Origin of the sequence: Novosphingobium fuchskuhlense, assembly GCF_001519075.1 — a bacterium.
Taxonomy (GTDB): Bacteria; Pseudomonadota; Alphaproteobacteria; order Sphingomonadales; family Sphingomonadaceae; genus Novosphingobium; species Novosphingobium fuchskuhlense.
The window spans coordinates 1,945,196-1,965,870 of the sequence record NZ_KQ954244.1; the positions used below are offsets into that span (position 1 = coordinate 1,945,196).

18 protein-coding genes are annotated in these 20,675 nt (G+C 68.5%); 13 read left to right on the forward strand and 5 right to left on the reverse strand.

Features of this window, described 5'->3' with window-relative positions; genetic code table 11:
- Positions 1-23 precede the first annotated feature (23 nt).
- Positions 24-764, reverse strand: coding sequence for a hypothetical protein (locus AQZ52_RS09085; RefSeq protein ID WP_067908715.1), 741 nt, complete (start codon positions 762-764; stop codon positions 24-26).
- A gap of 185 nt (positions 765-949) precedes the next feature.
- On the opposite strand from AQZ52_RS09085, the gene trxB reads away from it, so the two are divergent.
- Positions 950-1,918, forward strand: coding sequence for a thioredoxin-disulfide reductase (gene trxB, locus AQZ52_RS09090; RefSeq protein WP_067908718.1), 969 nt, complete (start codon positions 950-952; stop codon positions 1,916-1,918).
- 4 nt (positions 1,919-1,922) lie between these two features.
- Here the strand turns inward: trxB and AQZ52_RS09095 are convergent, their stop codons facing one another.
- From AQZ52_RS09095 to AQZ52_RS09110, 4 genes are read right to left on the reverse strand one after another with little or no spacing between them, the layout of a single operon-like run.
- Positions 1,923-2,699, reverse strand: a complete 777-nt coding sequence (locus AQZ52_RS09095; protein WP_156424833.1) for a hydrolase 1, exosortase A system-associated — start codon at positions 2,697-2,699, stop codon at positions 1,923-1,925.
- Positions 2,699-3,334: an alpha/beta hydrolase family protein gene (locus tag AQZ52_RS09100; protein ID WP_240481495.1), complete on the reverse strand. Its 636-nt coding sequence runs from the start codon at positions 3,332-3,334 to the stop codon at positions 2,699-2,701. Before AQZ52_RS09100 ends, AQZ52_RS09095 begins: the two co-directional genes overlap by 1 nt.
- A 44-nt stretch (positions 3,335-3,378) precedes the next feature.
- Positions 3,379-3,648, reverse strand: coding sequence for a phosphopantetheine-binding protein (locus AQZ52_RS09105; RefSeq protein WP_067908737.1), 270 nt, complete (start codon positions 3,646-3,648; stop codon positions 3,379-3,381).
- 36 nt (positions 3,649-3,684) lie between these two features.
- Entirely contained in the window at positions 3,685-4,740 is a 1,056-nt protein-coding gene (locus AQZ52_RS09110; protein WP_240481496.1) for a GNAT family N-acetyltransferase, read from the reverse strand.
- Between the two features lie 35 nt (positions 4,741-4,775).
- Here AQZ52_RS09110 and AQZ52_RS09115 point away from each other — a divergent pair, with 35 nt between their 5' ends.
- The 12 genes from AQZ52_RS09115 (at position 4,776) to AQZ52_RS09170 (ending at position 20,637) form a co-directional block, all read left to right on the forward strand.
- A complete protein-coding gene (locus AQZ52_RS09115) occupies positions 4,776-6,323 on the forward strand; it encodes an acyl-CoA ligase (AMP-forming), exosortase A system-associated (RefSeq protein WP_067908740.1) in 1,548 nt (515 codons plus the stop codon).
- A 3-nt stretch (positions 6,324-6,326) separates the two neighbouring features.
- Complete coding sequence (locus tag AQZ52_RS09120) at positions 6,327-7,565, forward strand: pyridoxal-dependent decarboxylase, exosortase A system-associated (protein ID WP_067908743.1); 1,239 nt, start codon at positions 6,327-6,329, stop codon at positions 7,563-7,565.
- 202 nt (positions 7,566-7,767) lie between these two features.
- The gene (locus AQZ52_RS09125) at positions 7,768-8,424 is read left to right on the forward strand and encodes an XrtA/PEP-CTERM system exopolysaccharide export protein (protein ID WP_082697647.1); all 657 of its coding nucleotides are present in this window, start codon (positions 7,768-7,770) and stop codon (positions 8,422-8,424) included.
- A gap of 13 nt (positions 8,425-8,437) precedes the next feature.
- Positions 8,438-9,955 carry an XrtA system polysaccharide chain length determinant gene (locus AQZ52_RS09130; RefSeq protein ID WP_067908746.1) on the forward strand — a complete coding sequence of 506 codons (1,518 nt, stop codon included), beginning with the start codon at positions 8,438-8,440 and terminating at the stop codon, positions 9,953-9,955.
- Between the two features lie 18 nt (positions 9,956-9,973).
- Entirely contained in the window at positions 9,974-10,966 is a 993-nt protein-coding gene (locus tag AQZ52_RS09135) for a P-loop NTPase family protein (protein WP_067908749.1), read from the forward strand.
- A 2-nt stretch (positions 10,967-10,968) separates the two neighbouring features.
- On the forward strand, positions 10,969-12,720 hold the full coding sequence (locus AQZ52_RS09140) for a hypothetical protein (protein WP_067908752.1): 1,752 nt from the start codon (positions 10,969-10,971) through the stop codon (positions 12,718-12,720).
- Between the two features lie 21 nt (positions 12,721-12,741).
- Positions 12,742-13,953 (forward strand): XrtA/PEP-CTERM system-associated ATPase, encoded by a 1,212-nt coding sequence (locus tag AQZ52_RS09145; protein ID WP_067908755.1) that lies wholly within the window; start codon positions 12,742-12,744, stop codon positions 13,951-13,953.
- 30 nt (positions 13,954-13,983) lie between these two features.
- Positions 13,984-14,901 carry an XrtA system polysaccharide deacetylase gene (locus AQZ52_RS09150; protein WP_205626426.1) on the forward strand — a complete coding sequence of 306 codons (918 nt, stop codon included), beginning with the start codon at positions 13,984-13,986 and terminating at the stop codon, positions 14,899-14,901.
- A complete protein-coding gene (locus tag AQZ52_RS09155; RefSeq protein ID WP_067908758.1) occupies positions 14,898-15,959 on the forward strand; it encodes a FemAB family XrtA/PEP-CTERM system-associated protein in 1,062 nt (353 codons plus the stop codon). The genes AQZ52_RS09150 and AQZ52_RS09155 overlap by 4 nt, the downstream gene beginning before the upstream one ends.
- Complete coding sequence (locus AQZ52_RS09160; RefSeq protein ID WP_067908761.1) at positions 15,956-17,173, forward strand: TIGR03087 family PEP-CTERM/XrtA system glycosyltransferase; 1,218 nt, start codon at positions 15,956-15,958, stop codon at positions 17,171-17,173. Before AQZ52_RS09155 ends, AQZ52_RS09160 begins: the two co-directional genes overlap by 4 nt.
- Positions 17,163-18,737 carry an exosortase A gene (gene xrtA, locus AQZ52_RS09165; RefSeq protein WP_082697648.1) on the forward strand — a complete coding sequence of 525 codons (1,575 nt, stop codon included), beginning with the start codon at positions 17,163-17,165 and terminating at the stop codon, positions 18,735-18,737. The genes AQZ52_RS09160 and xrtA overlap by 11 nt, the downstream gene beginning before the upstream one ends.
- A 10-nt stretch (positions 18,738-18,747) precedes the next feature.
- Positions 18,748-20,637: an XrtA/PEP-CTERM system amidotransferase gene (locus AQZ52_RS09170; RefSeq protein WP_067908764.1), complete on the forward strand. Its 1,890-nt coding sequence runs from the start codon at positions 18,748-18,750 to the stop codon at positions 20,635-20,637.
- Positions 20,638-20,675: the final 38 nt, after the last annotated feature.

Sequence of the window (20,675 nt, forward strand, 5' to 3'; positions counted from 1 at the left end):
TTGTGCCAGCGCGAACGGGAAGTCTAGAATTCGACGCTGACGATCAGGCGGAACTGGCCGCGCATGTTGTCGCGCGCCTGGGCGAGGGCGAAGAGATACCCGGCCTCGATTTCCAGTTCAGGGCCAAAGGCTTCGACTTCACCTTTGAGGACTGGTCCAAGGAAATGCTCGGCGCGCGGGGCAAAGCGATGGACGGTGCCGAGATCGCCGAAGGCGGCGGCGCCGGCGCGCAGATCGCCGGCGATGGCAACATCGGCAGAGGCGGCGTAGGACAGTTCGGTGCGTTCGCCATGGGCCAGCGGACGCTCGGCGACGAGATTGAGCCGTGCATCGAAGGGGCCTGCGCGCTTCTCGAGGATAAGTTTGGCTTCGAGTGCATCGGGTTCGCCGCGAAAGCCCTTGGCATATTCTCCGTAGACCGCGACATCGATGCCGGCAGCCTGCCCCAGCGTGTAGACCGCCTCGACCGAGGCCTGGGTGACATGGCGGCCCCCGCCGGGCTCTCGCTCTACCTCCATCTGGGCGGCAACGCGCAGGTTTTTGAGCGGGACATGGGCGGCTTCGAGCTTCAGCGCGTCCTCGCCGCGGGTTCGGCCGCCGTTGACCGCGCCGTAGCGGGCCTCGAACTCGGACGTGCCTTTCCGGTAGGTCGCGCCGTAGACTTCATCGCCGAGACCGGGTGCGGCGAAGGCCGGGCCGGCCCACGCGAACAGGGGCCCTGCAAGCAGGAGCGCGCGGAGCGGGGCGGGAAAGGGCCGTGACATGGATTGAAGCTCCGTTCGCGGCTGTCGCTAATGAGAGCGCGTTGCAATAGCAAGCGGCAATCTTTTGCAACAGTGATAGGGGCGCGAACTTTCAGCGCCCATCAAAACCGGGGAATAGCCCGCCCTGCCACTCGTTTTCCGGTAAGGGGCATCCTATTTAGCTGGCGCAACGGAGATACAGGCGCATGACCATCCACAAGACCCGCATGCTGATCATCGGTTCCGGCCCGGCCGGGCTGTCTGCCGCCATCTATGGCGCCCGTGCGGGGATGGAGCCGATCGTGGTGCAAGGGCTTCAGCCTGGCGGGCAGCTGACGATCACCACCGATGTCGAGAACTACCCGGGCTTTCGCGATGTGATCCAGGGGCCCTGGCTGATGCAGGAAATGCAGGCGCAGGCCGAGCACGTTGGCACGCGGATGCTGTGGGACACCATCACCGAGGTCAACCTCGATGGCCCTCCGTTCCGGGCGCAGGGTGACAGCGGCGATGTCTATGAAGGCGATGTGCTGGTGATCGCGACCGGCGCCCAGGCGCGCTGGCTGGGCGTGCCGGGCGAGCAGGAATTCGGCGGCAAGGGCGTTTCGGCCTGCGCGACCTGTGACGGGTTCTTCTATCGCGGCAAGAAGGTGGTGGTGATCGGCGGCGGCAATACGGCCGTCGAAGAGGCGCTCTATCTCACCAACCATTCGCCGGAGGTCACGCTGATCCACCGGCGCGACAGCCTGCGCGCCGAAAAGATCCTGCAGGACCGCCTGATGACCAACCCGCGCATCAAGGTGCTGTGGAACAAGGCGGTGACGCGCTTTGCCGGTGCGGCGGGCGGCGTGCTCGAAGCGGTCGAGCTGGTCGATACGGTGACGGGCGAAGCCTCGTCGCTGGCAACCGACGGGGCGTTCGTGGCGATCGGCCATGCCCCGGCAACCGAGCTGTTCAAGGGCAAGCTGGAGCTCGACGAGAGCGGCTATATCGTGGTGCAGCCAGGCACGCCCAAGACCGCGATTCCCGGCGTGTTTGCTTGCGGCGACGTGATGGACCACACCTATCGTCAGGCCGTGACGGCGGCAGGGACCGGCTGCATGGCAGCGCTTGATGCCGAGCGGTTCCTTGCCGAACATGCCTTTGCCGCAGCGCAGGCGGTGGCGGCGGAGTAGGCGCCTAGCGCGCTGCTTCGACAAGCCGCTCGAACAGCCATCCTTGCGCGTCCTTGCCGGCGAAGCTGTGGCCGCTGCTGGCGTGGCGCTGGATGCGCGGATCGTCTGCGGGCCAGACGGCTTCGAACATCTGGGCGGTACGGTCGCCGGTCGCGAGAAGGATCGTGACCGGACCCGCGAAGTGCGCGAGGCCTGCGGCCATGCTCTCGACCAGCGTTGACCGGACCGGCGCTGCCGCCGCCTGGCGCAGTCCGCGCGCCAGCTTGGCGAGGTTTACGCCGCCGGTGAGCAGGCGCAGCACCTCGCGGGGGTTTGCCAGCTTGGCAAGGTAGCGCCGGCGCAGCGCAGCGGGCGGCGCCGCATCGGCCTCGTCGGTTTCAAGGGTCCACGGATTGGCGAGGACGAGGCCGTCAAGGCCGATCGCGCCGGCGTGTAGCATCAGCGCTGCGGCAGCATCGCAGTTGCCGAAGGCGATCACGCGGCGCAGCGTGGGCATGGCCGTGCGGAAGGCAGCAAGAGCGGCGGCGATGTCGTCGCGCGTGTGCTGAAAGCCGGGATCGGTGCCTTCGCTTTCGCCGACGCCGCGGCGGTCGTAGCGGAAAACGGGGATGCCGGCGGCGGCAAGGCGGGCGGCGATCTGCGCCTGTCCGCCCCAGCTGCCGGCGCGCACCTCGCGTCCGCCCGAGACGAGCAGCATACCCGTGGGGCCGGTGGCGGCGTCCCGGTCAAGCGTGCCGACCAGCGTATCAGGGCCGCAGGCAAAGGTCAGGTGGCGGCGCATCAGACGCTTGCCTCGGCAGCGACGAGGCGGGCCAGAGCAGCCGACTGGGCCGCGTCCTCGCCGGGTTCGCTGCGCAGCCAGAGCGGGCTGCCGCCAAGGTCGGACTGGCGGATCACGCGCTGGCCTTCGTCCTGCGGAATGGCCGCATCGAGCCCGGCGACAAGCGCCGCAGACAGGCGATAGCCGGCCAGTTCAAGGCCATGGTTGCGGCCTTCCTCGAGCAGATCGGCGCTGCTTTCCGCAGCACCGGCCTCCTTCGCGGCGAGCACCCGTGCGCGCAGCAACTGGCGCAGGATCGCGGCGCCCTTGACGGGTTCGAGCACCCAGCCGGGAAGGCTGGTCGGGAACACCAGCACACCGCCGCGCACGGCCAGAACGTGGGTCGCGGCAAAGTGGCTGGCGGCCGCAGCCATCGCATCGCGCCAACTGCGAAGGCTCTGCGCCGAGAAGGCCTGCAGGCTCTCGTTGCAGCCGGGAAGGTCTGGCAGCATCGAATCGATGCCGAGCCCATCAAGCACGCGCTGGGTTTCGACGAGGAAGCGCCGCGTGCGGTTCATTTCCTCGAACAGCGGCGGCACGACGAGCAGGCGGACCTGCCGGCCCCGGTCGAACACAACCGCGTGTTCGTCCGCCATGCCGGCAGGTCCGGGGCAGGGCCAGGTTGCCGGCATGCGGGGGATCAGGCCTCGCCGCGCTTGGCGCGGATGAAGGCGAGGAGACCGCCGAAGGTGTCGAGCATGTCTCCGTCGACTTCGTCGTCGTCTATCACCACGTCGAACCGGTCCTCGATTTCGGTGAGGAGGCTGGCGACGGCCATCGAATCGAGCTCGGGCAGCGCACCGAACAGGCCGCTGTCCGCCGTCAGCGCTTCGGCACGCGCGGCGCCGAGGCCGAGCACATCGTTCAGCAGGCTGCGCAGGGCGGTATCGAAATCGGCGGTCTGTGTCACGGATAAGGCCTTGTGATGAAAGGGGTGGCGCGCGGTTTAACCAGCGGATTGCGGTGAAACAAGCGCGTCACCGGCGCGCGGGCGCAGGATGCGGCGCTTGACGTCTCTGGTCGCGAGGCGGGCCAGTGCAGGCCAGTGGCGGACGGCGGCAGGACGATAGAACCGGAGCGTGTAGCGCGGGCGCTGCGCCTCCATCCAGTCGCGCTTGTAGGCATCGTTGCCGGTGCCGAAATCGACAGTGTGGACGTGGTCCCGGTCAATCACATGCTCGAACAGCGCCGCTGTCAGCAAGGTGCCGGGGGAATGCGCGCGGTGCGCTTCGTCATGGGCCAGCTTGTGGATCCACGCGGTGCCGCCTTCGACCGTCCAGAACTGCGCGGCGACGGGCTCGCCGCCGATCTCGGCGATCCCCAGGCGCAGGGCACCGGCCTCGGCCTCTGCCCGGGCGAAGGCGCGCAGAAAGGCGGGGCTGCCCTCGCCGGGCTTCCAGCTTTTTGCGTAGATCGCTTCGTAGGCGGCCCAGTCGGCCTCATCGAAGGTGGTTTCGATACGCAGGGCGACCTTGCCGCGCGCCGTCTTGCGCCGGACCGTTTCACGCAAAGCCCCGGGCCGCGCGCCCCAGTACTGCGCGAAAGTGCGGCCCTCGAGCGCAAGGAAATGGTTCGTGTCGCCGGGCTCGGCGACGCCGACCCAGCCGGCGGCGCGAAACGCGGCGGCCAGCGCCAGTGCTTCGGCTTCGGGCATGGGGGCAAGGTGCGCGGTGCCGGCCGGGGCAAGACTGCGGGCAATCGCGGCGAGCAGATCGCCCGCACGCTCCGGCGCGTTCGTCAGCGGGCGGACGAAGAAGCTGTACCAGGTGCCGAGCGCCGCCGCGCCTTCCCGCGTGCGGCAAAACGCCAGCGCGGCGAGGGCATCGCCGTCGCGCGCGATGGCGATGCGGCATTCTGCGGCCGGCAGGCAATGGTCGGCCAGCAGGGTGAGCCAATCAAGCCGGTCGAACGGCGCGCTGAAGGACGAGCGGCCGAGGAGCGCCAAGAGCGCCGGGTCGGCCCTCGCTTCCCGCAAATCCGCGTGATAGACCGTCAGCCCCACGTCCTCGTTCCTGCCTTCGTACCCGAGAGAGCCGCTTGTCCGCAGCGCCCGACCCGACAGTCCTACCGCTCGACCACCTCGCGCTGAGGGGGGCTGGCGATGCACCGGCACTGGTCTTCAAGGACCGCACCCTTAGCTACGAGGCGTTAAATCACCGTTTAGGACAATTGGCGGCGTGGCTGGCGCGCGTGGTGCCAGAGGCGGGTGCAAGACCCGGGGCACGTGTGGCGACCTGGCTGCCCAAAAGCGAGCTGGCGTGCCTGATGCCCCTGGCGGCGGTGCGCGCGGGGCTCGTCCATGTGCCGGTGAACCCGCTGCTGAAGCGCGCGCAGGTGGCCCATATTCTGAGCGACAGCGGGGCGCGGCTGCTGATCTCGAACGCGGCGCGCCTGGCCACGCTGGAAACCGGCGATCTGGCGGCGGCAGAAGTGCGGGAGGAAAGCGCGGTCTGGGCCGAGGCGGAGGGGCTGGAACCGCTAGGGCCTTCGGCAGCCGAGCCGGATGCGCTGGCGGCGATCCTCTACACCAGCGGATCGACCGGGCGGCCCAAGGGCGTGATGCTGAGCCATGCGAATTTGTGGCTGGGGGCCGTGAGCGTGGCGCACTATCTGGGCGTGGGGCAGGCGGACCGCGTGCTGGCGGTGCTGCCGCTGGCGTTCGATTACGGGCAGAACCAGCTGCTTTCGACGTGGTTTGCGGGCGGAGCGGTGGTGCCGCTGGATTATCTGATGGCGCGCGATGTGGCAAAGGCGGTGGAGCGCCATGACGTCACCACGCTGGCCGCCGTGCCGCCCCTGTGGGTACAGCTTGTGGAGCTGGACTGGCCCGCAAGCGCAGCTGGCAAGCTCCGCCGGCTGACCAACAGCGGGGGCGCTCTGACCGAGCCGCTGGTCCGCGCGCTGCGGGCGCGCTTCCCGGCAGCGCGATTGTTCCCGATGTATGGGCTGACCGAGGCCTTTCGCTCGACCTATCTCGATCCCGCGCTGGTCGACGCGCATCCGACCTCCATGGGCAAGGCGATCCCCTTTGCCGAAGTGATGGTGGTAGCGGACGACGGGCGCGAGGCCGCGGCGGGCGAGGAAGGCGAACTGGTCCATGCAGGGCCGCTCGTGGCGCAAGGCTACTGGCAGGATCCGGTGCGGACGGCGGAGCGGTTCAAGCCGGCGCCGGCGTTTTCGCGGATGGGCGGAATGGCGGTGTGGTCGGGCGACCGGGTGCGGCGTGACGCCGCGGGCCTGCTCCATTTTGCCGGGCGGCGCGATGCCATGATCAAGACCAGCGGCAACCGGGTCAGCCCGCAAGAGGTTGAGGATGCCGCGATCGCGACGGGGCTGGTGGCCGAAGCGGTGGCGCTCGGGCTGCCCGATCCGGCGCTGGGGCAGGCGATCCATCTGGTGGTCCGTGCAAAAGGCGATCCCGAGGCGGGCAGCGCCGCGTTCCAGGCGGCGCTGGCGCGCGACTTGCCCGGCTTCATGGTGCCACGCGTGATCCACTGGCGCTCGCAAATGCCGCTCGGCCCCAACGGCAAGATCGACCGTGCGGGTCTTTACCAGGAATTATCGGCCGCTGTGCAACAGGCCTGAATCATGAAGCCGCTTGGCCCCATTCCTGCCGGATTCCGTGCGATCGATGGCGAGCTTGCCATCGGCGGGCGCAAGGCGTCCGATCTGGTAGCCGAGGCCGGCGGCACACCGCTGTTCGTCTATGACGGTGCCCTGATGGCGGCGCGTGTCGCCAGCCTGCGGTCGGCGCTGCCGGCGCGGCTGGGGCTCCACTATGCGATGAAGGCGAACCCTTTCGCGCCGGTGCTGCGGCACATGGCCCGGCTGGTCGACGGGTTCGACATTGCTTCGGGCGGGGAATTGCTGCTGGCCGAGGCAGCCGGGGTGGAGCCGGCCCGGATCAGCTTTGCCGGGCCGGGCAAGCGCGACGCGGACCTTGCGGCGGCCATCGGCCGGGGCGTGACACTGAACCTTGAATCCGCACGGGAGGCGGAGCGCGCGCTGGCGATCGGCGAGCGGCTGGGGCAGGCCCCGCGCCTGGCCATCCGGGTCAATCCCGATTTCGATCTCAAGGGATCGGGCATGAAGATGGGCGGCGGTGCCAAGCCCTTCGGTGTCGATGCGGCGTCTGTGCCCGCGCTGGCCAAGCGCATCATCGCCGCGGGCGCCGAGTGGCGGGGCTTTCACATCTACGCCGGCAGCCAGACCCTCGATGCCGCCGCGATTGCCGCGATGCAGGCCGCGACGATTGCACTGGCGGCGCGCCTTGCGGAGGAAAGCGGTGCGGTGCTGCCCGCCTGCAATCTCGGCGGCGGCTTTGGCATTCCCTATTTCCCCGGCGATCTTCCGCTTGATCTGGACATCGTCGGAGCGGCACTGGGGGAGCAGCTCGCGGCGCTTCCCGGCGTGCTGGAAAACACCGCTTTCTGCATCGAGCTCGGGCGCTATCTCGTTGGCGAGGCAGGCGTTTATCTCACGCGGATCATCGATCGCAAGGAAAGCCACGGCGAGGTGTTCCTCGTCACGGACGGGGGGCTGCACCATCAGCTGGCGGCCAGCGGCAATTTCGGCACCGTGGTGCGGCGCAATTATCCGAGCGCGATTGCCACGAAGTTTGGTGCGGAGCCGGAAGAAGTGGTCAGCGTGGTCGGCTGCCTGTGCACGCCGCTGGACCGGCTGGCCGACAAGGGCGGCTTTCCGCGGGCCGAGGAAGGCGATCTCGTCGCGGTGTTCTGTGCCGGCGCCTATGGTGCCAGCGCCAGCCCGGTGAACTTCCTCGGCCACGGACCGGCGGCTGAATGGATGGTTAACGCAAGCGCCTGATTTCTAGGTATTAACTTCTAGCCGTTGAGCCGTCCCGTTACGAGACTTTGGCGGAAATCCGCTTGTCGACGCGCCCCCAAGCGGATCAGGGCTAACGGTATCTTCACCCTTTTTGGCGATAGCCGACACGTCATGGGAGGTCCCCGTGGTCCCTCTGCGGGACGCATGGGACAGCCATCCCTGAGCGCGCAAAGGACGGTCAATGCCCAAGAATACGCGTAGTTCCCGCCCTCTGGCCAGCCTGCTGGCCTCTGCGGCCACGCTGAGCCTGCTGCTCGGCGGCTGCGCGGGTGGGGGCGGCGCGCAATTGCCGCCCGCCTCGTTCGTGGCGCTGCAGGAAGGGCCGGGCGAGGAATACGTGATCGGCCCGCTCGACGATCTGACCATTTTCGTGTGGCGCAATCCCGAACTCGGCGCATCGGTGCAGGTGCGTCCCGACGGGCGCATCACCACGCCGCTGATCACCGACATGCCGGCCGTGGGCAAGACCCCCTCGATGCTGGCCGAGGACATCAAGCTCCAGCTTTCGCAGTACATTCAAGAACCGATCGTCTCGGTGATCGTGAACAAGTTCTCCGGCACGTTCAGCCAGCAGGTGCGCATCGTCGGCGCGACGAGCAAGCCGGCTTCGATCCCCTACCGCGCCAACATGACTCTGCTCGATGCGATGATCGCGGTGGGCGGACTTTCGGAATATGCGGCGGGCAACAAGGCGCGGCTGGTGCGCTTCGACAAGCAGACCGGCAAGCAGAAGGAATACGGCGTGCGTATCGCCGATCTGCTGCGCAAGGGCGATACGCGCGCCAATGTCATGCTGATGCCGGGGGATGTGATCATCATCCCCGAAAGCACGTTCTGAGGGCGCGCCGGGCATGACAAGCATCTACGAGGAAGTGCGCATCGCGCTCTACGGCATCTGGAACCGGCGCTGGCTGGCGCTGGGCGCGGCATGGCTGGTCTGCCTGCTGGGCTGGCTGGTGGTGGCGACGGTGCCGAACACCTACGAATCGAAGGCGCGCATCTTCGTTCAGATCGACGACGTGCTTTCGGACCAGATCGGCATCGGCGGCGACCGCAAGCGCGATATCGAACGCGTGCGCCAGACGCTGACGAGTTCAGTCAACCTCTCGAAGGTCGTCCGCGCCACGCGGCTGGGCGACAAGGTGACATCCGACAAGCAGATGGAAGCGGCGGTCGCGGCGCTTGCCAAGAATATCAAGGTGGTGAGCCAGCAGGACAACCTGTTCGAGATCACCGCCTATTCGGGCAGCAAGGCCTTCTCCGACGTCCAGAACGCCAAGCTGGCGCAGGACATCGTGCAGAAGATGATCGACATCTTCCGCGAGGAGAACCTCGCCGGCGGGCGCGGCGAGATGAGCGACACGCTGGCCTTCATGGACCAGCAGCTCGCCGACCGGCAGAAGGACCTCGAGGCGGCGGAACAGAAGCGCCAGGCATTCGAGGCCAAGAACGCCGAGATGATGCCGGGCAATGGCTCGCTCACCAGCAAGATCGAGGGCGCGCGCGCCGAAATGCGCGGTGTGGAATCGGATCTGCTGGCCGCACAAAGCGCGCTGGCTTCGATCCGGGGCCAGCTTTCGGGCACGCCGCCGACAATCATGATGCCGGGCGTGAGCGGCGGTGCGAAGGGCGCGCTGGCCCAGGCGCAGGCCGATCTCGGCTCACTGCGCGCGCGCGGCCTGACCGACAGCCACCCCGACGTGATCGCCCTGAAGGCGCAGGTTGCCTCGCTGCAGCGCGCGGCTTCGGGTGAGGCCGGCCCCGGCGGGATGCCGAACCCCGCCTATTCCTCGCTCCAGTCGATCAAGGCCGACCGCGAGGCGAGCATCGTCGCGCTGCAATCGCGCCGCGCTTCGCTTTCGCAGGAAATCGCCCAGCTGACCGGCCGTCAGTACAGCGAGCCCGGCCTTGCCGCCGAGGCGGCGCGGATCAACCGCGACTATGACGTGCTCAAGGAGCAGTACGACAAGCTGCTGCGCGACCGCGAACAGCTGCGCCTGCGCGGACAGGTCGAGACCGAGCGCAATGCTGTGAAGTTCGAAGTGATCGATCCGCCGACGACGCCGCGCGCGCCGTCCGCGCCGGACCGGCCGATGCTGCTGTTCCTCGTGCTGATCGTCGGCGTGGCGGCCGGCTGCGGCAGCGCCTTCGCAGTGGGCCAGCTGCGTTCGACCTATGCGACCACGGGCCAGCTTGAACGGGCCACCGGGATGCAGGTCGTCGGGTCCGTCACGCTGACGCTGACGCGCCGCGCACGGGCCCAATATTGGCGGCATCTCAAATACTTCGCTGGCGGTGTTGCCACCCTCGGTTTCGTCCTGGTGGTGTTGCTCGCGGTGGAATTCATGAAGCGCGGCATGGTTGCCTGAGGGAAGCGGAAGCAGATCATGACCGAACAGAGCAAGATCCCCATTCCCAAGGATACGCCGGGCACGCGATCGCTCATCGAGCGCGCGGCGGGCACATTCGACTTGCGCGCGTTCCAGGCACCGGCAGCGCCAAGGCTGCCCGAGCCGCGCGAACCGGCGCCGTTCACGTCCGAAGCTCTGGAACCGGCCGAGCCGGTGCAGCGGGTGGCTCTGCCCACAGGCGGGGCGCAAGTGCCGCCCGCATTCGACGGCATCGCGGCGCGGCAGGCGTTCCGCGGCGCGTTCCATCCGGTCGACCGCAAGCACCTGCGCGAACAGTGCCTGATCGAGCCCGAGGGTCCGGTCACGGGGCTGCTCGAGGAGTTCCGCATCGTGAAGCGCCAGCTTCTGATGACCGCGGCGGATTCGCGCGCGGGCCGCGGCGCGCCGCATGCCGAGCGCATCCTTGTGTGTTCGGCGCACCCGGGCGAGGGCAAGACCTTCTGCGCCGTGAACCTCGCGCTTTCGATGGCGGCGGAGAAGGACACCGAAGTCCTGCTCGTCGATGCCGATTTCGCCAAGCCCAGCGTGCTCTCCACGCTTGGCCTGCCGGGCGGGCGCGGGCTGATGGACGCGCTGGCCGACCCCGAGCTGGCGGTCGAGGATTGCATCATCGGCACCGACATCGCCGGATTGTTCGTGCTGCCGGCGGGCAATTCGACCGGACATGACACCGAACATCTCGCCTCGGCCTATACGTCGCAGGTGCTGGATCGCCTGACCTGGCAGGCCCCGAACCGCATCGTGATCTTCGACAGTCCGCCGGTGCTGGCAGCATCGCCGGCATCGGAGCTGGCGCACCATGTCGGCCAGACGCTGATGGTCGTGCGCGCCGATCAGACCGGCGAGGCCGCGCTGCGCGATGCGGTGAGCATCCTGGCGGGCTGCGAGGACATCAAGCTGCTGCTCAACTGCACCCGTTTCTCGCCCACCGGGCGCCGCTTCGGCTCCTACTACGGCTACAAGGAATGACCATGGCGCGCATCTCGACCCATGTGTTCATCGCCACCGTGCTTGCGGCCGGCCTGCTGGCCGGCGAGGCGCGGGCGCAGACGCTACCTTATGGCGATCCCGGTGACAGCGAAGGCGTTTCCGGCGGCAGCAGCGCCGCGCCCGGCATTTCCGACGCGCGAGGCGAGCGAAGCAGCGGCAGTGCCAGCGGCACCGGGCGGGTCAAGATCCAGCCCTACATCGAGCTTAGCCAGAGCGTGCTCGCACGGCTCGAGCCGGTGCATGAGGTGCTGACGTATTCGAGCATCGCGGCAGGGGTCGACATGTCGCTTGCCGGGCGCCGCACCGAGGGTGCGGTCTCTGTCCGCTACGAGCGGCGCTTTGCCGAAAGTGGCAACATCCGCAGCAACGACACGATTTCGGGCCTCGCCCGCGTGCGCCACGACCTGATTCCCCGCCGGCTGACGATCGAGGCGGGCGGGCTTGCCACGCGGACCCGGTTCGATGCGAACGGAGCAGCCAACATCGGCTCCTCGGTGGAAACCGGCGACCAGGTGGCGCAGGTCTACTCGGTCTATGCCGGGCCTGCCTTCTCGACCCAGACGGGCGATGTCGCGGTCAAGGGCTCGTACCTTGTCGGCTATACCAAGGTGAACACGCCGCGCCTCGCTGTGACGGGCTTGCCGGCGGGCCAGCCCCAAAGCCAGCCGCAACCGCAGGGTGATATCTTCAACCATTCGGTGGCGCAGGCCGCGCAGCTTTCCGCCGGGATCGCGCCGGGCACCGTGCTGCCGATCGGGCTGACCGCGAGCGCAGGCTTCAATCAGGAAGACATCCAGAACCTCGACCAGCGCGTGCGCGAATTGCGCGCGGGCGTGCAGGCGACGCTGCCGCTCAATTCCGAGCTGGCGCTGATCGGTGATGTGGGCTGGCAGGACGTCAAGGTTTCCTCGCGCGATGCCGTGCGCGGGCCGGGCGGCGTGCCGGTGGTGGGCAGCGACGGCCGCTATGTGACCGACAAGTCGAAGCCGCGCCAGATTGCCTATGACGTGACCGGAATGACCTGGGATGTCGGCGTGATGTGGCGGCCGAGCCGGCGCACCTCTCTCAGCGCCTTTGTGGGTCGCCGCTACGACAGCATGACCTACTATGGCTCGCTCTCCTACACGCCCAATGCCCGCAACGCCCTGAAGGTCGACGTGTTCGATGCGGTCAGCGGGTTCGGTTCGACCGTGGGCAACGCCGTTCGCGGATTGCCGACCGACTTCAGCACCGATCGCAATCCGTTCAGCGGCGATATCTCGGGCTGCGCGGCAGGGGCGCAGGGCGGCGGCTGTGTCAACGGGGCGCTCGGCTCGATCGCTTCGGCGGCCTTCCGCACCCGGGGCGTTTCGGCATCGTGGAGCCACGTGGCCGGCCGCATCACCATGGGGCTGGGGGCGGGCTATCTGCGCCGCAAGTTCATCGGCGCGCGGGGCACCGTGCTGGCCGCCGCCAATGGCCGGACCGACGAGACGATCTACGTGAACGGCCAGATCTCGGGCCCGATCGACCGGCTCACGGCCTTCACCATCGGCGTCTACGACAGCTGGTACAAGTCGGGCGTCTCGGACCTTGGCGATGTCAATGCGGCCGGCGTCAACGCGGGGCTCTCGCGCCAGATCACGCGCCGCCTGGTCGGCAGCGCGGCGGTCGGGCTCGATGCCCTCAACCGCAAGGTCCTTGCCGACGAGCTGGTCGCAACCGGGCAGGTCGCCCTGCGCTACAATTTCTGAACAGAAGGGCTTACCCCCACAATGTACGATACCTTCTACAAGCTGACCGGGCGGCCCTTCCAGCTTACCCCCGATCCGGAGTTCTATTTCGAGAGCGGAACGCACCGCAAAGCCTTGTCGTATCTGGGTTATGGCCTCGCGCAGGGCGAAGGCTTCATCGTCATCACCGGCGCGGTCGGCGCGGGCAAGTCGACCCTCGCCGCGCATCTCCTCGCCACCATCGACCGTCAGCGGCTGACCGCGGCGCAGATCGTCACCAGCCGGCTGGACGGCGGGGAAATGGTCCACATGGCGGCGCGCGCCTTCGGGCTGGCCGCCGCGGGGCATGACAAGGCCAGCGCGCTCGCCCTGATCGAGGCTTTCCTCCACGAGGAAGCCCGTGCCGGGCGCCGCTGCCTGCTGGTGGTGGACGAGACGCAGAACCTCTCGATCGAGGCGCTGGAAGAACTGCGGATGCTCTCCAACTTCCAGCTGGGTGCGCACCCGCTGCTGCAGATCCTGCTGCTGGGCCAGCCCGAATTCCGCGACCTTCTGCAGAACTCGCCGCGGCTGGAGCAGCTGCGCCAGCGCGTGATCGCGACGCATCATCTCGATGCGATGCAGCCTGAAGAAGTCGGCCCCTATGTGCTGCACCGCCTGGCCTGTGTCGGCTGGAACGGAAACCCGGCGTTCGATGCCCGGGTCTTTGCCGACCTGGCCAAGGCCACCGGCTGCCTGCCGCGCCGGATCAACCAGGTTGTCGGCCGCCTCATGCTGATGGGTGCGGTCGAGCAGAAGTCGCGCATCGAGCCCGCCATGCTGGCCGAGGTGATCGCCGATCTGGAGCGCGACGGCACGCTGGCCGATCCCGACGCTCCGGCACCGGCCCCTGCGCCCTTGATCGCAGCGGAAGCGCCCGCCGCTCCCGCCCCGTCGTCTGCAGCGCCGCAGGCGTCTCCTTCTGCTGCGGCCATCGCGGACCTTGCGGGGCTCCAGAAGGCCCTTGCCGCCCATGCCGACCAGATCGTCGAGCTGCAGCGCGCGGTGCTCGAGCTGGCCGACATGCCCGCACCGCCCGCAGGGGCATCGGAGACCGAGTCCCGGTTCGAAGCGCTCGAAGCGGCGCAGGGCGCCCTGCAGCAGCGCATCGTCATGCTCGAGGCGCGCGGTGCCGAGCAGGAGCAGGCGATCCGCCACGTGCTCACGATGCTGATCGAATGGCTTGAGAACGAAACGCCCCGGCGGGCGGCTTGATCCGCCCGGACTGAAAGGACCGCTGCCGCCATGTCCGGCCCTGATCTTGCTCGTCCGCCGGCTTCCGGTGCCTCGGCTGGTGCCGTGCTCAACGGCATGTCGGTCGATGTCGAAGACTGGTTCCAGGTCGGCGCCTTCGAACAGGTGATCGCACGCGGCGCGTGGGACGGGCTTGACCGGCGGGTCGAGGCAAACTGCGACCGCGTGCTGGCCCTGTTTGACGAAGCGGGTGTGAAGGCGACATTCTTCACGCTGGGCTGGGTGGCCGAGCGGCACCCGGCAATGATGCGCAGGATCGCCGCTGAGGGCCACGAGATCGCCAGCCACGGCTGGGATCACAAACGCGTGTTTACCCTGGGCGAGGCGGCGTTTGCCGAAGACATCGCGCGGGCGCGCGCCGTGCTTGAAGACAGCAGCGGCAGCGCGGTGACGGGGTACCGCGCGCCGAGCTTCTCGATCGATGCGCGCACGCCCTGGGCGCACGAAGTGCTGGCGCAGCATGGCTATGCCTACTCATCCAGCGTCGCGCCGATCGTTCACGATCACTACGGCTGGCGCGAGGCACCGCGCTTTGCGTTTCGCCCGGTCGCCGGATCATCGCTGGTCGAAGTGCCGGTGACGACGGTGGAATGGGCTGGGCGCCGGATGGCAGCGGGCGGGGGCGGGTTCTTCCGTCTGCTGCCCTATGCCGTCTCCCGCTGGGCGATACAGCGTGTGAACCGCCGCGACGGCCGACCTGCCGCATTCTATTTCCATCCGTGGGAAATCGATCCTGGCCAGCCGCGCCGCAGCGATGCGCCGCTGCGCTCGCGTTTGCGGCACTACACCAATCTGGGCACCATGGCGGGCAAGTTGCAGCGCCTGCTCGGGGCCTTCCAGTGGGGCCGCATGGATGCGGTGGTCGCCGCCGAGGCGGCCCGCCTCGATGCCGAGCAGGTGGCGGCATGAACGCGCCGTTCCGGCCCGCGCTGATCAGGGTTCGCCTTGCCGATCCGGGTGATCGCGGGGCGGTTGCGCGCTTTGTCGGGGAAGCGGACGGGACCACGCCGTTCCATCGGCCGGAGTGGCTGGAGGCGGTGACACGCGCGGCGCGGCACCCGGCGCATGTCCTGCTGGCCGAACGTGAAGGTACGATTGCCGCGCTGCTGCCGCTCCATGCCGTCCATTCGCCGCTGTTCGGTCGTGCGCTGGTTTCAACGGGATTTGCCGTGGGCGGCGGTATCGTCGGCGATGCGGCGGCTGCGGGCGAACTCTTTGCTGCCGCCACCGAACTGGCGCGGCGCCTGACATGCCCGACGCTCGAAGTGCGCGGCGGGCCGATGCCGGAGGACCCCGCCTGGCATATCAAGCGCGACAGCCACGCCGGCTTCGTCGCGCCGCTGGCTGCCGATGACGAGGCGCAGCTCACCTGGATCCCGCGCAAGCAGCGCGCCGAAGTGCGCAAGGGGCTGGCGAACACCCTCGATGTGCGCGTGGGCCGCGACCGGCAGGACCGCGACTGGCACTACGGGGTCTACGCCGAGTCCGTCCGCAATCTGGGCACACCGGTCTTCCCGCGCGCGCTGTTCGAGGCGGTGATGGATGCGTTCGGCGAGGATGCCGATATCCTGACCGTGCTGCAGGACGGCCGCGCGGTCGCCTCGGTGCTCAGTCTCTACCACCGCGGCGCGGTGATGCCGTATTGGGGCGGCGGTGTGCACGCGGCCCGCGCGCTGCGGGCCAACGACGTGATGTACTATGCGCTGATGTGCTATGCGCGCAGCCGCGGCTGCGACAGGTTCGACTTCGGCCGGTCCAAGACTGACACCGGCGCCTATCATTTCAAGCGCAACTGGGGTTTCGAGCCGCAGCCGCTGAGCTATGCGGTGTGGAGCGCCGATGGCGCGGCGCCGCGCGACGTCAACCCGCTCAGCCCGCGTTACAAGGCCAAGATCGCGCTGTGGCAGAAGCTGCCGCTGGGCATCGCCAACCGGCTTGGCCCGATCATCGCACAGGGTCTGGCGTGAGCGAGATCCTCTTCCTCGCGCACCGCGTGCCGTTCCCGCCCGACCGGGGGGACAAGATCCGCTCCAACCACCTGCTGCGGCGCATCGCCGAGCTTGCGCCGGTGCACGTGGGCGCGCTGGCCGACGATGATGCGGACCTCGCGCAGGAAGGGGCGGTTGCAGCCGTGGCGGCGAGCCATTGCGTGGTGCGCCGCAGTGCTCCGCTGCCGCTGGCCGCGCTTGCGGCGCTGGGGCAGGGGCTGCCGGTAAGCCTTGCCGCGTTCTCCTCGGCCAGGCTGCGGCGCTGGGTGGCAGAGGTGCTGGAAAGCCGCCCGATCTCGGCGATATTCGTATTCTCCGGGCAGATGGCGCAATATGTCCCGCCCGAGTTCCGCGGCCGGGTGGTGATGGACTTCGTCGACGTCGATTCGGCAAAGTTCGAGGCCTATGCCCGGACCGGCGCCCTGCCGCGCCGCCTGCTCTATGCCCGCGAGGCGCGGCTTTTGCGCCGCTTCGAGGAAAGGGTGGCGCGCCGCGCGACGACCAGCCTGTTCATTACGGCGCAGGAGCGGGCGCTGTTCGAAAGCCGGCTGTCATTCGGGGTGCGGCCCGATGTGCGCACGCTGGGCAACGGGATCGATACGGCCCTGTTCGACCCGGCCGCGGTCAGCCCCGCGCCGGAGCTCTCCGATGCGGGGCCGACCATCGTGTTCACCGGGCAGATGGATTATCCGCCCAATGTCACCGCCGTGGAGCTGTTTGCCCATGAGGTGATGCCGCGCATCCGCTCGGTGCATGGCGACGCACGCTTTGCCGTGGTCGGCCGCGCGCCGACGGCTTCGGTGCGGGCGCTGGAGGGGGTGAACGGCACTGTCGTGGCCGGAGCGGTACCCGATGTGCGGCCGTGGCTGGCAGGCGCGGATATCGTGACCGCGCCGCTGCTGATCGCCCGCGGCGTGCAGAACAAGGTGCTCGAGGCGATGGCCATGGCGCGCCCGGTGTTGCTGACCCCGGCAGCGGCCACCGGTATCGACGGGCGCGACGGTGAGCATTTCGCATTGGCCGAAGCCCCTGCTGCCATGGCCGAACGGGCGCTGGCGCTGCTGGCGGATCGCGCCGAGGCGGCGGTAATGGGCGCAGCGGCGCGATGCTTCGTGGTGGCGGAATGCGGCTGGGATCGGGTTCTGGCCCCGCTGCGCATGCTGATTTCCGGACTTGAGGCCGATGCTGCCTGACCTTGCGCTGCCGCCCCGGCCACTTGGCCCGCTGGCCCGCGTGCCGGCGCATTGGCGCATGCCGCTGATCCAGCTGGCGGCGGCATGGCTGGTCCTGATCGTGCTGTTCCTGGGCGATTGGCGCGACATGGCATGGCAGTGGTGGGACAGCTCGACCTACAACCATATCCTGCTCATCCCGCCGATTCTGGTCTGGCTCGCGCTGCAACGCGCGAACGAGACCGCGCAGCTGGTGCCCCGCGCCTGGTGGCCAGGGCTGCTGGTGACCGGCGGCGCGGTGTTCCTGTGGGTGCTGGGGGAGTTCTCCGGGCTCAACCTGGCCCGCCAGCTTGCCGTGGTGGTGATGCTGCAGGGCGCGGCGCTGGCGCTTCTTGGCCCGCGCGTGGCGGCGGCGCAGCTCTTTCCGCTGGGCTACATGCTTACGCTCGTGCCGTTTGGCGATGAACTCATTCCGTTCCTGCAGACGATCACGGCAAAGCTGACGATGGTGCTGCTGGCCCTGAGCCAGATCCCCGCGACGGTCGACGGGGTCTTCATCACCACACGCTTCGGGTATTTCGAAGTGGCGGAGGCCTGTTCCGGGGTGAAGTTCCTCATCGCCATGATCGCCTATGGCGCACTGGTTTCCAACGTGTGTTTTGCAAGCTGGGGCAGGCGAGCCGGATTCATGGCGCTTTCACTGGTGGTGCCGGTGCTGGCGAACGGCGTGCGGGCCTGGGGGACGATTTTCATCGCGCGATCACGCGGTATCGCGTTTGCCGCCAGTTTCGACCACATCTTCTACGGCTGGGTGTTCTTCGCGGTGGTCATGGGCCTCGTCATGGCCGCCGGCTGGCGCTTCTTCGACCGCGAGGTTGACGCGCCGCTGGTCGATGGCGCGGCGATCGAAGCCTCGCCCCTGCTCGCCCGGCTGGAGCGCATGGCGCTGCCGGTGCCGATGGTGCTGGGCGGACTGGCGGCGCTCGCGCTCGCCGGCCTTGCCTGGAGCGCCGCGGCAAGCCGCATTGCGGCACCGATGCCGGACTACATCGCCCTGCCGGATGTGCCGGGCTGGCACCTCGATGACAGCGCCGCCAAGGCCGAATGGCACCCGCTGCACAGCGGTGCCGATCACCGGCTGGTCGCGCGCTATGCCGATGGCAAGGGCCACACGGTGGACCTGTCCTTCGCGCTTTATGCCGCGCAGGGGGATGGCAAGGAAGCGGGCGGGTTCGGCGAAGGCGCGCTGCCGCTGGGCAGCCGCTGGGCGTGGGAAGAGCCGGGGCCGGCGTTCGCCGATGCGAAGAGCGATGTGATCCAGGCCCCGGGGCCCGTGCACCGCCTTGCCGTGACGTGGCTGCGCACGGGTGATCTCCTGACCGGGAGCAACACGCGGCTCAAGCTGGCCAACATGGAAGACCGTCTGCTGCTGCGTCCGCGCGCGACGATGGCGCTGATCCTCTCGGCTGAAGCTGGCACCGGGACGGGCGAGGGCGCGCCGCCGCCCGAGGCGGCGATCCGCAGTTTTCTTGCCGCCACCGGCCCCATCGTGCCGTGGATGGACCGCATGGCGCGCGTCCGGTAAGCGCTGGCCCATGTGCGGCATCACCGGAATTTTCCACACCGAGGGCTTGAAGCCGGTCGACCCCGACCGGGTGTCGCGCATGTGTGCGGTGGCCGCCCATCGCGGACCGGACGGGCAGGGGGTGTGGACTGCGCCGGGCGTAGGGCTCGGACACTTGCGCCTCGCCATCATCGATCTGGCCGGTTCGCCGCAGCCGATGGCCTCGGCCGATGGTGCCGCGATGCTGGTGTTCAACGGCGAGATCTACAACTTCCGCGAACTGCGCCGCGAATTGCAGGCCGAAGGCGCGACCTTCCGCACCGATGGCGACAGCGAGGTGATCCTTGCCGCGTGGCAGCGCTGGGGCGTGGATTGTCTGCAGCGCCTCAACGGGATGTTCGCCTTCGCGCTCTATGACCTTAGGCAGCGGACGCTGCTGCTGGCGCGCGACCGGCTCGGCGTGAAGCCGCTGCACATGGCAACCCTGTCTGACGGCAGCGTGATCTTCGGCTCGGAACTCAAGCAGCTTCTCGCGCATCCCTCGCTGCGGCGTGAGATCGATCCGCTGGCGGTAGAGGATTACCTCGCCTGGGGGTTCGTGCCCGATACCCGCTCGATCCTGAAGGGCGTGGAAAAACTGCCGGCCGGCCATTACCGCCTGCTGCGCCATGATGCCCCGCCGCCGCCGTCGGTGCAGTGGTGGGACGTCTCGTTCGAACGGCGCGAGCGCGGGAGCGAGGCCGATCTCGGTGCGCATCTGCTGCACCATCTGCGCGAGGCGGTGACATCGCGCATGGTGGCGGACGTGCCGCTCGGCGCCTTCCTTTCGGGCGGGGTGGACAGCTCCAGCGTGGTGGCCCTGATGGCCGAAGCGAGCCCTGAGCCGGTCAAGACCTGCACCATCGGTTTCGATGTCAGGACGCTTGACGAGACCGAGTATGCGGGGCGGATCGCGGCGCAGTATGGCACCGAGCACCACCAGCGGATCGTAGGCGCAGACGATTTCGCGCTGGTCGATACGCTGGCCGCGATGTTCGACGAGCCCTTTGCCGACGCTTCGGCGCTGCCGACATACCGTGTCTCGCAACTGGCGCGCGAACACGTGACCGTCGCGCTTTCCGGTGACGGCGCGGACGAAGCCTTTGCCGGCTATCGCCGCCAGACCTTCCAGCACCGCGAGGAGCAGGTGCGCGGCCTGTTCCCGGCTGCGCTGCGCCGGCCGCTGCTTGGCACCCTTGGTGCGGTCTATCCCAAGCTCGACTGGGCGCCGCGGCCGCTCCGCGCCAAGACGACCCTGCTGAGCCTCGCGGCGAGCGGAGAGGAAGGCTACGCGCGGGCGCTTGCGGTGACCGGGCCGGAATTGCGCGCCTCGCTTTATTCGGACGAGTTCCGGCGGCTGCGCGGCGCGTACCGCGCCGAACAGCCGTTTGTCGCGCTGATGCAGGGCGCCCCGGCGCAGAGCGGGCTCGACAAGGCGCAATATGCCGATCTCAAGTTCTACCTGCCGGGCGACATCCTGACCAAGGTCGACCGGACCAGCATGGCTGTGAGCCTCGAGGCGCGTGAGCCGCTCCTCGATCACCGCCTCATCGAATTCGGTGCTGCGCTGCCGGAGCGGATGCGGGTGCGCGGAGCGACAGGCAAATGGCTGATGAAGCAGGCCATGCGGCGCTATCTGCCCGAGGATATCCTGTTCCGCCCGAAAATGGGTTTTGTCACCCCGATTGCCGCATGGCTGCGCGGACCGTTGGCGGGCGAGGCGCGCCGCGTGGTCTCCGGTGGCACGCTGGCGCGGACGGGCTGGTTCGACACCGCGCACCTTGCCGCGCTGACCGAGGCACATATCGCGGGAACCAGCGATCACAGCCGCCTCATCTGGCAACTGCTGATGCTCGAGCGGAGCCTTGCGCTGCTCGGCTGACTTGCCCTTTTCGGTCAGTATATATTAACCAGAGTAAG

Excerpts from the sequence above, each read along its gene's own strand:
- AQZ52_RS09085 (WP_067908715.1), bottom strand. The coding sequence starts at position 764 with ATGTCACGGCCCTTTCCCGCCCCGCTCCGCGCGCTCCTGCTTGCAGGG.
- trxB (WP_067908718.1), top strand. The coding sequence starts at position 950 with ATGACCATCCACAAGACCCGCATGCTGATCATCGGTTCCGGCCCGGCC.
- AQZ52_RS09095 (WP_156424833.1), bottom strand. The coding sequence starts at position 2,699 with ATGCGCCGCCACCTGACCTTTGCCTGCGGCCCTGATACGCTGGTCGGC.
- AQZ52_RS09100 (WP_240481495.1), bottom strand. The coding sequence starts at position 3,334 with ATGGCGGACGAACACGCGGTTGTGTTCGACCGGGGCCGGCAGGTCCGC.
- AQZ52_RS09120 (WP_067908743.1), top strand. The coding sequence starts at position 6,327 with ATGAAGCCGCTTGGCCCCATTCCTGCCGGATTCCGTGCGATCGATGGC.
- AQZ52_RS09125 (WP_082697647.1), top strand. The coding sequence starts at position 7,768 with ATGCCCAAGAATACGCGTAGTTCCCGCCCTCTGGCCAGCCTGCTGGCC.
- AQZ52_RS09130 (WP_067908746.1), top strand. The coding sequence starts at position 8,438 with ATGACAAGCATCTACGAGGAAGTGCGCATCGCGCTCTACGGCATCTGG.
- AQZ52_RS09135 (WP_067908749.1), top strand. The coding sequence starts at position 9,974 with ATGACCGAACAGAGCAAGATCCCCATTCCCAAGGATACGCCGGGCACG.
- AQZ52_RS09140 (WP_067908752.1), top strand. The coding sequence starts at position 10,969 with ATGGCGCGCATCTCGACCCATGTGTTCATCGCCACCGTGCTTGCGGCC.
- AQZ52_RS09145 (WP_067908755.1), top strand. The coding sequence starts at position 12,742 with ATGTACGATACCTTCTACAAGCTGACCGGGCGGCCCTTCCAGCTTACC.
- AQZ52_RS09150 (WP_205626426.1), top strand. The coding sequence starts at position 13,984 with ATGTCCGGCCCTGATCTTGCTCGTCCGCCGGCTTCCGGTGCCTCGGCT.
- AQZ52_RS09155 (WP_067908758.1), top strand. The coding sequence starts at position 14,898 with ATGAACGCGCCGTTCCGGCCCGCGCTGATCAGGGTTCGCCTTGCCGAT.
- xrtA (WP_082697648.1), top strand. The coding sequence starts at position 17,163 with ATGCTGCCTGACCTTGCGCTGCCGCCCCGGCCACTTGGCCCGCTGGCC.
- AQZ52_RS09170 (WP_067908764.1), top strand. The coding sequence starts at position 18,748 with ATGTGCGGCATCACCGGAATTTTCCACACCGAGGGCTTGAAGCCGGTC.